Raw genomic sequence first — 14,136 nt, 5'->3', positions numbered from 1 at the left:
GACATTTGTCGCAGGTGGTTGGTTCGGATGCCTCCGGCGGGAGTATTTTGGGCAAGATGATGGACATAGGGGAGTAGGATCATGCCGTTGGAAATGAACCGGGAGGTGTTCATCACCTGTGCTGTCACCGGATCGGGTAGCACGCAGGATCGCAGCCCGCATGTGCCCCGTTCGCCGAAGGAGATTGCGCAAAGCGCGATTGACTCGGCCAAGGCCGGGGCTGCGGTCGTGCATTGCCATGTCCGCGATCCCGAAACGGGTGTGCCGTCCCGCCGGTTGGACCTTTATCGCGAAGTCACCGACCGCATTCGTGCGGCCGAGGTTGATGTCGTGTTGAACCTGACCGCCGGTATGGGCGGTGATATCGTGTTCGGCGGTGTCGAGACCCCGCTGCCGACCGTGGCTGGCACCGATATGGTCGGGGCCACCGAGCGTGTGGCCCATATTGCTGAATGCCTGCCCGAGATTTGCACGCTCGATTGCGGCACGATGAACTTTGCCGAGGCCGATTACGTCATGACCAACACGCCGGGCATGTTGGTGGCGATGGGGCGCATGATGACGGATCTTGGGGTGAAACCCGAGATCGAGGCCTTTGACACGGGCCATCTGTGGTACGCCAAGCAGTTGGTGAAGGATGGCGTCTTGGAGAGCCCGGCCTTGGTGCAGCTGTGTATGGGTGTGCCGTGGGGTGCGCCGGATGATCTAAACACATTCATGGCTATGGTGAATAATGTGCCGCATGACTGGACGTTCAGCGCCTTTGGGCTGGGGCGTCATCAAATGCCTTATGTCGCGGCGTCTGTCCTGGCTGGCGGCAATGTGCGCGTCGGATTGGAGGATAATCTGATGCTGGGGCGTGGCGAACTGGCCACAAATGCGCAGTTGGTTGAAAAGGCGGTTGGGATTATTGAGGGGCTTGGGGCCAAGGTTATGGGGCCGGATGCGGTGCGTCAAAAGCTGGGGCTGACCAAGATGGCACCGGCCGGATGAAACAGCTTTTGATCTGTCTGGCTTTGGCCGCCTGTGCGAAAGCGCCAGATGTTGCACAGCCTGGTGCGGTGCCGGGCCTTTTGCGCAATCCGACAGCGCCGCTTGCCAGCCAGACTGATGTCACCGCGGCCCGGCTGAAAGGTGACTGGTACGTGCGCGAGGAGCGCGGTCTGCGCAGTTTGTTGGGCGACGAGATCACCATTTCCGATGGCGGCGCTGACAGCCTTGTGTTGATGTCAGACACTGGTGCCTGTTCGGATCAGACGAACCTGTGCTCCACCTACACGCAGCGCATCGCCTTGATCCCGGTGGGGCCGGGGCGCTGGCAGGTCGTGCAGGCCAGCGATGGTTTTCCCCTTGATGAACTTTGGGTGCTTTGGATGGACTTTGACGACCGCACGGTTGCTGTGGGTGGGCCGACGGGCAAATACGTCTGGATCATGGATCGCGGTCGCAGTGGCGGCACGGACAGGATCACGGCGGCGCGCGATATTCTTGATTGGTATGGTTACGACGTAGATCGCCTTGAGGGGGCATTGTGATGGGGCAGGTGGCTGCAATCATTGGCGGTGGCGTTATCGGCGGCGGTTGGGCGGCGCGGTTCCTACTCATGGGCTGGGATGTGCGGGTGTTTGACCCTGATCCCGAAGCCGCCCGCAAGATCGGTGAAGTTCTGGACAATGCCCGCCGGTCTTTGCCGGGTTTGTCGGATGTGGCTTTGCCTGATGAAGGAACGCTGACGTTTCATGATGATTTGGCCGAAGCCGTTGCGGGTGCCGCTTGGATCCAGGAAAGCGTCCCTGAACGGCTTGATATCAAACACAAAGTCTATGCCAATATTCAGGCGGCTTGTGACGTGGATGCGGTGATCGGGTCTTCGACAAGCGGCTACAAGCCGTCGCAACTGCAAGAAGGGGCCAAGCGCGCTGGCCAGATTATCGTCACGCATCCATTTAATCCGGTGTACCTTTTACCCTTGATCGAAGTGGTCCCGAGTACCGCCAACGATGAGGTGATGATCGCGCGGGCCTCTGACATTCTGACCAGCATCGGCATGCATCCTTTGCGCGTGCGTGCCGAGATCGATGCCCATATCGCAGATCGCTTTCTGGAGGCGGTCTGGCGCGAGGCGCTTTGGCTGATCAAGGACGGCGTCGCAACTACGGAAGAAATCGACGATGCCATTCGTTACGGGTTCGGTCTGCGCTGGGCGCAGATGGGTTTGTTTGAAACCTATCGCATTGCCGGGGGCGAGGCGGGCATGCGCCATTTCATCGAGCAGTTCGGCCCGTGCCTGTCCTGGCCCTGGACCAAACTGATGGATGTGCCCGAGTTGACGGATGAACTGATTGACACTGTCGCCAGCCAGTCCGACGCGCAATCGGGGATGCACACGATCCGTGAATTGGAGCGCGCACGCGACAATAACCTTGTCACGATCCTGCGCGGCTTGAAGGCGCAGGATTGGGGGGCGGGGAAACTGCTGCGCGTGCAGGATGCACGTGTGGATCAACTGCCACGCACGCTGGACGATGTTGCGGATCTTGCCGTGCCGATCTGCACAGTGGACCGGGCGGTGCCGCTGGATTGGACCGATTACAACGGTCATATGAATGAGGCGCGCTATCTGCAGGCCTTTGGTGATGCGACCGACAAGTTCATGGCCCTTGTGGGATGTGATGCAGACTATATTGCCTCTGGCGGCAGCTATTTCACCGCCGAAACCCATATCCGCCACCTTGACGAGGTCCACGCTGGAACGCGGATCAGGGTCGAGACCCAATGTCTGATGGGGGCTGGCAAGAAGATGCATTTGTTCCATCGGATGCTTGCCGCTGACAGGCTATTGGCGACGGGAGAGCACATGTTGATCCATGTCAGCCTGCAAACGCGTAAGGCGGCAGAACCGGATGCGCGTGTTGCGCAGCCTTTGGCCCGTGTCGCGGCAGCGCATGCCGCGCTGTCCAGTCCTGATGGCGCTGGCGCTGCCGTGGGTCGACGGTGAGCCGTGTTCTGATCACGGCTGGCGGGTCGGGCATCGGACGCGCGATGGCGCAGGTCTTTCACGATGCAGGCCATGATGTCTGGGTCACGGATATCGTCCCTGTCACAGGCGTTCCTTGGCGGGCAAGCCTTGCGGATGCGGCAGACGAAGCGGGCATGGCGCAGCTTTTCGCCGATATCGCCGAAAGCTGGGGAACGCTTGATGTGCTGTGCGCGAATGCGGGCATCGCCGGACCGACGGCAACGGTCGAAGACGTGGAACTGGCCGATTGGCAGCGGTGCGTGTCGGTCAATCTTGAAGGAGCTTTTCTTGCCGCAAAATATGCCGCACCTCTGATGAAGGCCCAGCAATCGGGTGCGATGATCTTTACCTCATCCACTGCCGGAATCTTTGGCTATCCCAACCGGGCCCCCTATGCGGCGGCGAAGTGGGGGATCATCGGGCTGATGAAAACGCTTGCGATGGAATTGGGGCCGTTCGGAATCAGATCGAACGCGATCTGCCCCGGTGCGGTCGAAGGTGTGCGGATGGAAGGCGTGCTTGCGCGCGAAGCGGCGGCAAAAGGCATGACGCGCGATCAGGTGTATGCAGGCTATGCCGCCGGAACGTCGATGCGCAGCTTTGTGGCCGCCGAGGACATCGCCCAAATGGCGCTTTTTCTGGGGTCGGATGCAGCGGGTCGGGTATCGGGACAAGTGATTGCGGTTGACGGGCACACGGAAAATCCCGATCCGAAACCCTGATGGATCTCTGGATCATCATCACGCTGATTGCCGCATCGGCGCAGACCGTCCGGTTCATGCTTCAGAAGCATCTGAAATCCACGCGGCTGTCGACGGCAGGGGCGACTTTCGCGCGGTTCATCTATTCCGCGCCGCTGGTGGCGGTGATTGCGGTCAGCTATGTAGTAATCAGCGGGCAGGGTGCCCCCGGTATCCCGCCGGCTTTTTGGGCGTATGCCGTCACAGGGGGGATTGCGCAGATCGTGGCGACCATGTGCGTGGTCGCGATTTTCGCGCATCGCAACTTTGCGGTCGGCATCACCTTCAAGAAAACAGAAGTCATCCTTGCAGCGCTTGTCGGTCTGATTGTTCTGGGCGAAGGCGTCAGCCTTTTGGCGCTGGTCGCCATTGTCATCGGCCTTGTTGGCGTTCTTTTGCTGTCGGATCCGCCGAAGGCCGAAGGTCGGTGGGCACAGCGTATTTTCAACCGGGCGTCGGGGCTTGGGCTGTTGTCCGGTGTATTGTTCGCGGTATCCGGCGTTGGCTATCGCGGGGCATCGCTGAGCCTTGAAACAGGGGATGCGTTCTATCGCGCCATTGTCACGCTTGCCTTTGTGACGGCGTTTCAGACAGCGATCATGGCGGTCTGGCTTGTCTGGCGCGAGCGGGGCGAGATCATGCGCGTGTTGGCAAGCTGGCGGGTGGCCGGGCTTGTTGGCGTGACCAGCATGATCGGGTCGATCGGCTGGTTCACCGCGTTTACGCTGCAAACGGTGGCCTTGGTCAAGGCGGTGGGTCAGATCGAACTGGTCCTGTCGCTGATGGCGGCCACTCTGTTTTTCAAGGAAACAATCAGCGCGCGGGAATGGCAGGGGCTGGGGTTTCTTGCAATCAGTATCGTGATGCTGGTGCTGGTGACCTAAAGCACGGCCGCACCGCCAAGGCGGGTCACCAGCCGGTCTTCGTCATCGTTGCGAAAGAACGGCACACCCGCGTCGGTGCGGGTGCCGTTCACATGGGCTGTCAGTTCGGCCAGCACGACCTGCGTGATGAAAGGCAGATCGAAATCACGGGCCTTGGCCAGATGCACCCACTGGAGGTGCGAAAGCTCGTCCTCAGCGCGCGAAAAATCATCGGGATCGCTGGCAAGATGGTCAGCGGCGGCCAGAACAAACCGCGCATCGAAACGGCGCGGGCGGCCCGCAGGCGTGACGGCGCGAAAGAAGAAGGCGCAACCCTGCGCGCTGGGCAGATGGCCCGTTCCAGCAAACCCGCGCCAGCCTTGATGCGCGTCGTGCCATGTGCCGGGGGTGCCAAGGATCAGGCCGGTTTCTTCCCAGAGTTCGCGAATGGCTGCGGCCAGAATTGCAGTCGGCGTGTGCTTGCTGTCTTGCGTCAGTGAGACCTGCACATCGGGCGCGATCGCCTGGACGGGCACCTGCGCGTCATTGGGATCGATCGCACCGCCGGGAAAGACGAACTTGCCGGGCATGAACGCGGCCGACTTGCCACGCTGGCCCATCAGCACCGCTGGCCCGTCGGGCAGATCGCGCAACAGGATCAGCGTCGCCGCGTCACGGATGGCGGTTTTGTCCATGGCCTAGGCCGATTTGCCAAAGCCATGCATGCGCTTGGCCCATTGGATGGCAACGACAAGCCCCTTCATCCGTGGCAGCAGGTAGAGGGCAAGCAGTACACAGCCGGTGGTAAAGCCGAGTGCCATGACCCATGCTTCTGGCCGGAACTGGGTAAAGACGATGTGGATCAGCGGTGCCATCAGGTGACCAACGACGAGGATCGTCAGATAGGCCGGGCCGTCATCGGCGCGATGATGATGCAAGTCCTGTCCGCAGTTGTCACAGGTGTCCACAACCTTCAGATAGCCGGTAAACAGGCTGCCCTTTGCGCAATTGGGGCACTTGCGCCGCAACCCGGCCCAGATCGCAGGCTTCATCGGGCGGTCCGCATCTTGGGTGGTCTGGGTGTCGGCATGGGACATGGCGGACTCCTTTATTTCTGGCGCTCACATGACGCGTCTTGGCCATAAATGGAAGGGGAAACCCGACTTTGCGACCCTGTGACGCCAAATGCGTTTTCAAAAAAATATGCCGATGTGCGACGGAATCCAGCCCCCGCACCGTTTGATGATCAGAGCCGAAACAAGACGGCCCATGAAAAACAAAGGAAAACCGATGAGAGAACTAATTTTGAGCGCATGTATCGTCACAGGCTTCGTCCTTGTTGCAGCCGACGCCTCGGCACAGGGGCGGCCCGATTTTGCGGCGCTGGATGCGAACAATGACGGCGCGCTGTCCCAAGAAGAACTGGCCGCTGCCCCGGACGTGCAATTCGCATCCGTGGATACCAATGGCGACGGTGTCCTGTCAGTTGAAGAGCTGAGCGCGCAGGCCGAGGGCCAGGTCGCTGATCGCGTCGAACGCATGATTGCACGCCTTGATGCGAACGAGGACGGTGTGTTGTCGCAGGATGAAATCCAGAACCGCCGGTCTGATCGCGCCGCAAGAATGTTCGAGCGTGTAGATGCCGATGACGATGGCCAGATCAGCGCCGAAGAATTCGAAAGCGCGAAGGAAAACCGGCAAGGTCGCGGCCACGGGCGCCGGGGACATGATGGTGGCAAAGGTCACGGCGGCGGACATGGTCGTGATCGCGGCTAAGGCGCCTTTCTGGCAGGGGTTTGTAACCCCTGCCGATTGCCACGCTGTCCAGAGTTGGATACGTCCCGCCCCCATGACAGACCTGTCCAGCCTTTCGGAAAGTGCGCTGCTGGTCGCCTTTGCAAATGGCGATGGCGATGCGGCGCGACTGTTGACGGACAGGTTGTTGCCGCGCGTACTGGGGCAGGCAACACGGATGCTTGCGGATCGCGCAGAGGCCGAAGACGTCGCGCAAGAAGCGATGTTGCGGCTTTGGCGCGTGGCCCCCGACTGGCGGCAAGGAGAGGCGCAGGTTTCAACGTGGCTTTATCGTGTGACGGCAAACCTTTGCACTGACCGGTTGCGTCGGCGGCGCGGGAACGTTGCGCTGGACCAGATTGCCGAACCCGAAGATCCGTCACCCAGTGCGACGGCGCGGATGCAGACACTGTCGCGGCAACGCGCGTTGTCGGATGCGCTGGCCACCTTGCCGGACCGGCAGGCGCAGGCCGTGGCACTGCGCCACCTCGAAGGTCTGAGCAATCCTGAAATTGCCGAGGTCATGGACATCACCGTGACTTCGGTCGAAAGTCTGACGGCTCGTGGCAAACGTGCATTGGCAGAAGTGCTTGCAGCACAGAAAGATGCGTTAGGATATCAAGATGACACATAAAAAAGACGATTTTCTTGAAGATATCTTTGCGACCGCACGGATTGATGATCCGGTGCCATCGGCTGATTTGCGCGCCCGTGTGTTGGCGAATGCTGTCGTGGCGCGCACACCGGAACGCCGCAGCACGGGGCAGTTGTGGCCCGGTTTTCTTGCCCTGCTTGGCGGCTGGCCCGCCCTTGGGGGTGTGGCTGCCGCAGGTGTGGCAGGTTTGTGGGTCGGACTGGCCCCCCCCGCAGCAGTCGAGTCGCTGGCCGCGGATGTTTTCGGAACGACCACATCCGTTTCCTTCTTGTCAGGATTTGATGCGTTCGAGACGGGAGATCTGATTGATGGCTGATCCGCAAACTGCAAAGCCCCGCCGTTTGTGGCGTGTACTTTTCGCCCTGTCGCTGGCGCTGAACCTTGCCGTGGTCGGCGTGGTTATTGGTGTCGGTATGCGGGACCGCGTTGGTGGGCAGCCGCCGCGCGGCTTTGATGTTGCGCTGGGACCGATCGGTCAGGCGTTGCGCCCCGAGGACCGGCGCGCGATCGGGCAGGCGCTGCGACGTGATCCGGCCTTGGGTGAAGTGAGCCGCCGGGAAGCACGCGCGCAAATCCATGCGGTTGCCGTAGCGCTGACAGCCAGCCCGTTTTCGCCAGAAGCGTTGGACGCTGTGCTGGCATCGGCAGCGGAACGGATGTCAGTTGTGCAGCAGGTTGCGCGGCGCGAACTGGTTGCCCGGGTGGCAGAGATGTCTGACGCGGAACGCGCCGCCCTTGCGGATCGCATCAAGGAGCGGCGCAGATCAGGCGCATCGCGCTGATCAGGCCGCGCTCATGTGTATGGACACCATGTTGCGCCCGGCGGATTTCGCCCGGTACAGCGCGGCGTCCGCGAGCGCGAAAAGATGCTGCGGCGCGTCAGAGCCGGTGTCTTCGTGTTCATCAACCGCAATTCCGACCGACACGGAAATTTGCAGCGGTGTGGCCAGCCCCGCGACGTGAATCGGGGTTTCGTTGACCAGTCGCCGCATCCGTTCGGCCGCGATATGCGCATGTTCCCGGCTGGTATTTGGCATGGCAACAAGGAATTCCTCTCCGCCGACGCGGGCGATCAGATCAATGCCCCGGAAGTTGCTGCGCAGACGGCTTGCAAGCGTGCGCAAGACGGCATCACCAGCCGCGTGTCCGTAAGTGTCGTTCACCGATTTGAAATGATCGATGTCCAGAACCATGATCGCGTATTGCCGGCCCGTTGCCTGTGCCTGTTCGGCGATCCGGTCCAGATGGGTTTCTGCATAGCGGCGATTGAAAAGGCCTGTCAGCGGGTCGATTACCGCCGCACGCAGGCCTGATCGCACGCGTTCGCGCAGGCAATCCTGATCCAGCTTGTGTGCGACCAGCGCTTTCGTCCGCAGGATCAATTCATCATCACCCACGGGTGCGAATGCGACGTCGTCTGCACCAAGGTCCAGCAGCATCGCAGCTGTGCGCTGTTCACCCTTTGGCAGGATCACAAGCTTGGCGGCATGTTGGGTGTCGCCACGTGCGTGGATATCGGCAATCATCTGGAAAAGGGTCTTTTTGCGTTGTTCGCTAAAGGTGGCATCGATGACAAACAGGTCGGCATTGCGACACGGGCCATCCTGCGGCAGTCCCGTCTGCAGATCGCTGAGTTGCACGCGGTGATCCAGCCCGCGCTGCAGCGTTTGCACCAGCAGGGCACCTGCGCCGCCATTTGCGGCAAGAACCGTGATCTGGCCCGGCATCGCGAATCCGCTGCGGTCTTCGTCAAAGCCAAGTGCACGGCTTGTGCCATCGCGTATCTGCCATTCCACACCGACATTGCGCCGCCGCAAAAGACTACGGATGCGTGCCAGCAGCAGTGAATCGCTCACATGGGGGACTAGAACATCATCTGCACCCGCATCCAGTGCCGCAAAACGCGCGCGGCTGCTGTCATCCACGCCTGTGCCGATAATGACAAGCGTGTCACCACCCGGACCGTTGCGCAGGTTGCGACAGAAGGCATGCGGCGAATCCGAAACATCGGACAGGTTCACAAGCACAAGATCAGGGGCACGCTGCTGAATGATCTTCGCGGCATCCGCGCAGTTGTCGCAGGTGTCCACATCGTATTGAGCAGCGTTCAACTTGACCTTCATAACGATCCGGCTTGTCGCAGCCCGGTCGATGATGAGTATTTTCCCTGACATCGGGGTCATCCTTATCTGGCATGCCACTCTTCCCGGCTGACAGTCTGATGGGGATTGGTTAAGAATGTGTTGCTTGGCACGAGGAGTGAGCGATGAACCCTGAAAATGCGCAAACAATTGCCCTGCAAGCCCTTGCGTGGATCGTGGCGAGCGACGAGCACTGCCCCTTGTTCCTTGGCTCGACCGGTGGATCGGTGGCCGACTTGCGAGACAGGGTCGGCGATCCCGACTTTCTTGCATCCGTTCTGGAATTCATCACCATGGATGATGGCTGGGTCATGGCCTTTTGTGACAGCAAGGGCCTTGCCTATGATCAACCCTTGCGTGCGCGCTATGCATTGCCGGGCGCTGAACAGGTTCACTGGACCTAAGCGACAGCCTGCGTGATTCTGGCCTTGATGCGCGCCACTTCTTTCCTGATCGCCTTGCGCCAAAACCGGCGTTGCAGCCAGCCCGCTTTTGCGACGCCGGGAACGTCGATTGTGATCGTGACTTCGGTTCCGCTGTCCACCGTTGCCAGATCATAAATCAGGTCGGTATGGGCGGGCGGATCGCCGAATTTGCGTGTGAATTCTACGTCTAGATCATCGACAAGCGTGCCAAGAAAGGGAGCATCGCGTTCGCCCGGATCATGGCGCACCAGCGCGTCGGGCAACTGTCTGACCTGAAGGTGCCTTGGTGGTTCAATCGCGATAATCGTCTCGAGCAGGATCAGGTCGAGCGCACCGTCATTGACGCGGGCTTGCTGAACGAAACCTGCAGTACCCGGCGTGCCGGAAACATCACGCACATCAAGCAGAAGTGGGTCGCCGCCCGGTTGCGCGCGGGACTGCGCGAACAGTGCTGCATAGACATCTTCGATCGCTGCCGCGAAGACAGCCTTTTCCTGATACCAAAGGCTAGAGGTCAAGGTGCAACATGCCCTTGGGTTCAGCCGCGCGGCTTTGGCACAGGATCATCGCGGTTTCGCGCTGCGCCTTTGACAGGACGAAATCGCGGTGGTCCACATCCCCTTCAAGCACGCCGCATTTACACACACCGCAAAGCCCGTCCGAGCATTTCAAATCAACCGGAACGCCTGCTGCAATCAACGCATCAGCGGCGGATTGCGTGTCGCTAACGTCAATGACCCGGCCATCGTTCAGGCTGATCCGGAAAGCGTGGTTTTCATAGTCGGGCTGGTCCGGGACGGCGAAATACTCAAGATGTAGCGTATCGTCGGCAAATCCGTTCTGCCGCGCCGTTTGCATCACAGCGTCCATGTAAGAATCCGGTCCGCAGGTGTAGACATGCGTCTTTGGGCGATAGGCCAAAATCTGTGCCAGTGCGGCCCGTGTTCCATCCGCGCTACAGTGCAAATGCACCCGATCTGCCCACGGCACCTGTTCCAGAACTTGCAAGAAACCGGCCATATCGCGGGACTTTATGCTGTAATGCAGCGCAAAACTTGCATTTGTCCGATGAAGGCGATGTGCCATCGCGATCATTGGTGTGACACCGATCCCGCCGCCCATCAGGATCGTATGCGCCGCCGTTTCATCCAGCGGGAAATGATTGGCGGGCGGGGAAATGAACAGCTTGCGTCCTTTGGTAAAGATGCGATGCAGCAAGGCAGACCCGCCCCGCCCATGCGGTTCGCGCAGCACGGCGATTTCATAGCTGCCGTGTTCCGCAGGATCACCGCACAGCGAATATTGCCGGAAGAATTCAGGTGCGACGACGACATCGATATGGGCACCGGCTGTGAAGGCGGGCAGGGACTGGCCGTTTTGTGCCGCAAAGACATAGCGAGTGACGTCAGGTGACATCGCCTCGACCTTGGTGATGTCGACGGGGATGACTGGCGATGCGCCCGTGTCGGCGGTGTAGGTGTGTTCTGGCGGCAGTCCTTTGGCGCGGCGTGCCTTGTGTTCGTCTGCTGTGATCATGTTTTCATAGGCGGCAATGCCAGCTTCGCGGTCCATCGGGAACGGCCAAGGGTAGGGGGGTGGTGCAAGCGGGGCGGGATAAACGGCGAGCGTCTGATCAGCGAACCGCAAATCCAGCCCTTTTTGCAGCGTGCGCGCATTCACGGGATGGGCGGACGGGCGATAGGCACCATCGTCTTCCATCTCCAGATCCCACCACCATTTCTTGACCGGATTGATGCTGCCTTTGTTCGCAAGATCGTCCAGCGCTGCCAATGCCTTGGCCGCTTGCGGTGCAGCCATGGCCAGTTTGCGGAACGGTTCTTCGGCAAACAGGCCTTCGAGGTTCCACGGACAGGTTTTCATGCAGCGCCCGCACATCGCGCCGTTCTTCTGGCTGACCCGGTAGGTCGTGCATTTCTGGCTGTCCGATTTCCAGATTTCATAGCCGTTGAACATCAGTTTCGGACCAGCCGTGATCGCGCCGGAAGGGCATTCGCGGGCACATTTGTTGCAGGCTTCGCAAAAGCGCTGGAGTCCGAAGTCGATGGGCTGGTCGTGCGTCATGGGCATGTTGGTTGTCACGACGCCGGATTTGAGACGGGGTCCAAGAAATGGGTTAAGGATGACCTCGCCGATGCGCGACACTTCTCCGAGGCCCGAAAGCAGCAGAAGTGGTGGATGCAGCACCTCGTCATCCATCACGGAATGCACACGTGCTGTGTAGCCAAGGTTGCGCAGGTGCTGTGCCAGCACGCCGCCAAGCAGCGAGAACCGCAGGTACGCCCGCATGGATTGTGCGCAGGCGATCCAGTCGTCGCCGGATGCGCCTTCCATCGTTTCATGACCCTGGTCGATAATCATCGAGATGGCGTTTTTGTGATAGGGCACAATCGGTTGCCCGCTGGCGTCATGGCTGTAATAGGTGAAATCCGGGCAGTCGGATAGGCCAACAGCATCCACCCCGAGAAAGTAAAGCGCGGCCTTGATGTTGGCTGCATTCGTGGCGGGATCTGCCGTCGTGGCGTGGATGTTCGCCGCCTCACCATCCTGCAACAGAACGAAGGCGCCGAGCGAGGGGCGGAACGCGAATGCGGCTGCGGATTTGCGGACATAGTTGCCGTTTTTCGTGGCGTCCTGCACGTGTTTGCCAAGATCGCCGAATAGTCCACGCGCGAACATATTTGCGCGTTTGGGGACACGGGCAACGTTCGGTGTGTCGATATAGGTGGTCGGTTCGGCCACACGTTTCAGCGTTTCGAACGGGTGGGGGCCGTCCTTGAAATCGCGCTTGCGATAGGGGTCTTGCGTGCGGGCTGTCTTTGCGTGCGCCCCAATCCCCGTGCGAAAGCTGGCAGGCACAGGCTGGTCTGCGCGCAAGGGTTGATCGATCTCTAACGCCAGCGTGGTCGTGATGACTGACAGGCCAAAGCGTTCACCGGTAAAGGGATTGGTCAGCTTGCCGTCCGTGCAGGCCAGCAATCCGGCAGCGACGCCGGCCCTGCCCAAATGCACATCCCGCGCCGCCATGCTGTGCGCACGGGCGTCATGGCCAAGCGTGCGGATGTAGCTTGCCAGCGTCACGGCCGTTTCGGCGGCGCGCAGACAGGCCCGTTGCGCCTGCGCATCCTTGATCCAGTCGCTGCCGGCTTCATCCGGGCGCGGATCGCGCGGCATGTCATAAAGAAAGACGAGCGCGTGGGTGTGGTGCCTGCAACTTTCCGGCGGGGCCGCAAGGCTTTCGCGCAGGCCCGCCATGATGACGTCGATACCGGCGGCCAGCGATTTGGGCTGCATGCTGCGCAGTTTGTCGGCCAGCCGGTCCACATCGGGGTTCACCAGCGGATGGTCCAGCCACATGTCCGGGCCGATCTGGCAGATGCCGACCATACTGGCATCGCAGTAATACCCGAATGATTTCAGGTGCGCGGCCCGTTCGGTCAGGCTGTCGGGAATATCGGCCTGTTCCTTTTTGATCATGCCATCGCGGGTCGCATCCAGCATCGCCTGATAGTCCTGCATCGCGTTGACGATGCTTGTGATGTCATCGGGTCGGCGGAAAGAGACCGGGTCAAGATCAGGCACCGCAGACAGATCGACCCCGCTCTGCCGCTGGAGTTTTTCAAGCGGGTAGGGCCCCAGATGGAATGGACGATTGCGGTATGAGCGGAGCTTTGGCATTGCTGGGATACCGTCGGGTGGTCCGCGGGGTGAGTCAACGGGTGCGGCGGAGAATACAATGCGAATTCAGGGAATTGTGTTCGACAAGGACGGTACGCTGTTTGATTTCAACGCGACCTGGGGCGCTTGGGCAAAAACCATGTTGCAGGCGGAAACCGTCGATCCTGCCACCTTTGACAGATTGGCCACAGCCCTTGGGTTTGACGCCGATGCTGCGCGGTTTCTGCCCGGTAGCATTGTGATTGCCGAAACGACGGATGTTGTCGCGGATCGTATCCTGACGGTGCTGCCTGATCTGAATAAGGGCGATCTGATTGATCGCATGCGCCGTCGCGCGGCCGAGGTTGCGCAGGTGACTGTCGGTGATCTTCCCCGCATCTTCGCCGATTTAGATGCCTTCAGCCTTGGGATCGCGACCAACGACAACGAAGCCACCGCGCGCGCGCATGTCGCGCAGGCCGGGATCGCTGACGCCTTTGATCTTGTGCTTGGTTATGACAGCGGTTTCGGCGGCAAACCCGCACCGGGGCAGCTTTTGCGGTTTTGTGAAGTGACCGGCCACAATCCGGGAAAATGCGTTATGGTGGGCGACAGCCTGCATGACCTGCACGCTGGGCAAGCTGCGGGAATGATCCCGATTGGTGTGCTGACGGGGCCAGCCCCGCGCGAGACCCTTGCGCCCTATGCTGCCGATGTCCTGACATCGATCGCCGACCTTCCGTCATGGATCGCTGCGAACGCCTGATACCGACAAAACATGTCGTGCACGGGCAATCTTGCGTCAACACACCCGCCAATCTGGG

Annotated in this window: 16 protein-coding genes; 11 read left to right on the top strand and 5 right to left on the bottom strand. The window is 60.5% G+C overall.

The genetic code is table 11. From position 1 onward, the window contains the following. Window positions 1-81: 81 nt before the first annotated feature. From bcoG to BMY44_RS09200, 5 genes are read left to right on the top strand one after another with little or no spacing between them, the layout of a single operon-like run. The gene (gene bcoG, locus BMY44_RS09220) at window positions 82-993 is read left to right on the top strand and encodes a 3-dehydrocarnitine:acetyl-CoA trimethylamine transferase BcoG (protein ID WP_089993090.1); all 912 of its coding nucleotides are present in this window, start codon (window positions 82-84) and stop codon (window positions 991-993) included. Further along, complete coding sequence (locus tag BMY44_RS09215) at window positions 990-1,535, top strand: lipocalin/fatty acid-binding family protein (RefSeq protein WP_089993087.1); 546 nt, start codon at window positions 990-992, stop codon at window positions 1,533-1,535. Before bcoG ends, BMY44_RS09215 begins: the two co-directional genes overlap by 4 nt. Next, window positions 1,535-2,998 carry a carnitine 3-dehydrogenase gene (locus tag BMY44_RS09210; RefSeq protein ID WP_089993085.1) on the top strand — a complete coding sequence of 488 codons (1,464 nt, stop codon included), beginning with the start codon at window positions 1,535-1,537 and terminating at the stop codon, window positions 2,996-2,998. Before BMY44_RS09215 ends, BMY44_RS09210 begins: the two co-directional genes overlap by 1 nt. Continuing rightward, window positions 2,995-3,741 (top strand): SDR family oxidoreductase, encoded by a 747-nt coding sequence (locus tag BMY44_RS09205; RefSeq protein WP_089993082.1) that lies wholly within the window; start codon window positions 2,995-2,997, stop codon window positions 3,739-3,741. Before BMY44_RS09210 ends, BMY44_RS09205 begins: the two co-directional genes overlap by 4 nt. Continuing rightward, window positions 3,741-4,643: a DMT family transporter gene (locus tag BMY44_RS09200; protein WP_089993080.1), complete on the top strand. Its 903-nt coding sequence runs from the start codon at window positions 3,741-3,743 to the stop codon at window positions 4,641-4,643. The genes BMY44_RS09205 and BMY44_RS09200 overlap by 1 nt, the downstream gene beginning before the upstream one ends. Here the strand turns inward: BMY44_RS09200 and BMY44_RS09195 are convergent. Then, window positions 4,640-5,317, bottom strand: coding sequence for an NUDIX hydrolase (locus BMY44_RS09195; RefSeq protein ID WP_089993077.1), 678 nt, complete (start codon window positions 5,315-5,317; stop codon window positions 4,640-4,642). The two genes, BMY44_RS09200 and BMY44_RS09195, sit on opposite strands and share 4 nt — an antisense overlap. A 3-nt stretch (window positions 5,318-5,320) precedes the next feature. Then, window positions 5,321-5,719 carry a DUF983 domain-containing protein gene (locus tag BMY44_RS09190; RefSeq protein ID WP_089993076.1) on the bottom strand — a complete coding sequence of 133 codons (399 nt, stop codon included), beginning with the start codon at window positions 5,717-5,719 and terminating at the stop codon, window positions 5,321-5,323. A gap of 193 nt (window positions 5,720-5,912) precedes the next feature. Between BMY44_RS09190 and BMY44_RS09185 the strand changes: the two genes are divergently transcribed. From BMY44_RS09185 to BMY44_RS09170, 4 genes are all read left to right on the top strand, one after another. Beyond that, complete coding sequence (locus BMY44_RS09185; RefSeq protein WP_165611809.1) at window positions 5,913-6,398, top strand: calcium-binding protein; 486 nt, start codon at window positions 5,913-5,915, stop codon at window positions 6,396-6,398. 73 nt (window positions 6,399-6,471) lie between these two features. Further along, window positions 6,472-7,050, top strand: coding sequence for an RNA polymerase sigma factor (locus tag BMY44_RS09180; protein ID WP_089994744.1), 579 nt, complete (start codon window positions 6,472-6,474; stop codon window positions 7,048-7,050). After that, window positions 7,040-7,387, top strand: a complete 348-nt coding sequence (locus tag BMY44_RS09175; protein ID WP_089993071.1) for a hypothetical protein — start codon at window positions 7,040-7,042, stop codon at window positions 7,385-7,387. The genes BMY44_RS09180 and BMY44_RS09175 overlap by 11 nt, the downstream gene beginning before the upstream one ends. Next, the gene (locus BMY44_RS09170; protein WP_089993068.1) at window positions 7,380-7,853 is read left to right on the top strand and encodes a periplasmic heavy metal sensor; all 474 of its coding nucleotides are present in this window, start codon (window positions 7,380-7,382) and stop codon (window positions 7,851-7,853) included. Before BMY44_RS09175 ends, BMY44_RS09170 begins: the two co-directional genes overlap by 8 nt. Here BMY44_RS09170 and BMY44_RS09165 read toward each other — a convergent pair whose 3' ends face one another. Further along, window positions 7,854-9,245, bottom strand: a complete 1,392-nt coding sequence (locus BMY44_RS09165; RefSeq protein ID WP_089994742.1) for a diguanylate cyclase — start codon at window positions 9,243-9,245, stop codon at window positions 7,854-7,856. Window positions 9,246-9,337: 92 nt separating this feature from the next. Between BMY44_RS09165 and BMY44_RS09160 the strand changes: the two genes are divergently transcribed. Next, a complete protein-coding gene (locus tag BMY44_RS09160; RefSeq protein WP_089993066.1) occupies window positions 9,338-9,616 on the top strand; it encodes a DUF3572 domain-containing protein in 279 nt (92 codons plus the stop codon). Here the strand turns inward: BMY44_RS09160 and BMY44_RS09155 are convergent. Then, a complete protein-coding gene (locus tag BMY44_RS09155) occupies window positions 9,613-10,155 on the bottom strand; it encodes a hypothetical protein (protein WP_089993063.1) in 543 nt (180 codons plus the stop codon). The two genes, BMY44_RS09160 and BMY44_RS09155, sit on opposite strands and share 4 nt — an antisense overlap. After that, complete coding sequence (locus BMY44_RS09150) at window positions 10,145-13,333, bottom strand: 2Fe-2S iron-sulfur cluster-binding protein (protein WP_089993061.1); 3,189 nt, start codon at window positions 13,331-13,333, stop codon at window positions 10,145-10,147. The genes BMY44_RS09155 and BMY44_RS09150 overlap by 11 nt, the downstream gene beginning before the upstream one ends. A 58-nt stretch (window positions 13,334-13,391) precedes the next feature. On the opposite strand from BMY44_RS09150, the gene BMY44_RS09145 reads away from it, so the two are divergent. Further along, a complete protein-coding gene (locus BMY44_RS09145) occupies window positions 13,392-14,078 on the top strand; it encodes an HAD family hydrolase (protein ID WP_089993058.1) in 687 nt (228 codons plus the stop codon). Window positions 14,079-14,136 lie beyond the last annotated feature (58 nt).

The sequence above is a fragment of the Cognatiyoonia koreensis genome (assembly GCF_900109295.1).
Lineage (GTDB): Bacteria > Pseudomonadota > Alphaproteobacteria > Rhodobacterales > Rhodobacteraceae > Cognatiyoonia > Cognatiyoonia koreensis.
The sequence above is the reverse complement of the archived record's forward strand: the minus strand, read 5'-3'. Positions and strand labels throughout refer to the sequence as shown.

Coding starts and splice junctions, on each gene's coding strand:
- bcoG (WP_089993090.1), top strand. CDS start 82: ATGCCGTTGGAAATGAACCGGGAGGTGTTCATCACCTGTGCTGTCACC.
- BMY44_RS09215 (WP_089993087.1), top strand. CDS start 990: ATGAAACAGCTTTTGATCTGTCTGGCTTTGGCCGCCTGTGCGAAAGCG.
- BMY44_RS09210 (WP_089993085.1), top strand. CDS start 1,535: ATGGGGCAGGTGGCTGCAATCATTGGCGGTGGCGTTATCGGCGGCGGT.
- BMY44_RS09200 (WP_089993080.1), top strand. CDS start 3,741: ATGGATCTCTGGATCATCATCACGCTGATTGCCGCATCGGCGCAGACC.
- BMY44_RS09195 (WP_089993077.1), bottom strand. CDS start 5,317: ATGGACAAAACCGCCATCCGTGACGCGGCGACGCTGATCCTGTTGCGC.
- BMY44_RS09190 (WP_089993076.1), bottom strand. CDS start 5,719: ATGTCCCATGCCGACACCCAGACCACCCAAGATGCGGACCGCCCGATG.
- BMY44_RS09185 (WP_165611809.1), top strand. CDS start 5,913: ATGAGAGAACTAATTTTGAGCGCATGTATCGTCACAGGCTTCGTCCTT.
- BMY44_RS09180 (WP_089994744.1), top strand. CDS start 6,472: ATGACAGACCTGTCCAGCCTTTCGGAAAGTGCGCTGCTGGTCGCCTTT.
- BMY44_RS09175 (WP_089993071.1), top strand. CDS start 7,040: ATGACACATAAAAAAGACGATTTTCTTGAAGATATCTTTGCGACCGCA.
- BMY44_RS09170 (WP_089993068.1), top strand. CDS start 7,380: ATGGCTGATCCGCAAACTGCAAAGCCCCGCCGTTTGTGGCGTGTACTT.
- BMY44_RS09165 (WP_089994742.1), bottom strand. CDS start 9,245: ATGTCAGGGAAAATACTCATCATCGACCGGGCTGCGACAAGCCGGATC.
- BMY44_RS09160 (WP_089993066.1), top strand. CDS start 9,338: ATGAACCCTGAAAATGCGCAAACAATTGCCCTGCAAGCCCTTGCGTGG.
- BMY44_RS09150 (WP_089993061.1), bottom strand. CDS start 13,333: ATGCCAAAGCTCCGCTCATACCGCAATCGTCCATTCCATCTGGGGCCC.
- BMY44_RS09145 (WP_089993058.1), top strand. CDS start 13,392: ATGCGAATTCAGGGAATTGTGTTCGACAAGGACGGTACGCTGTTTGAT.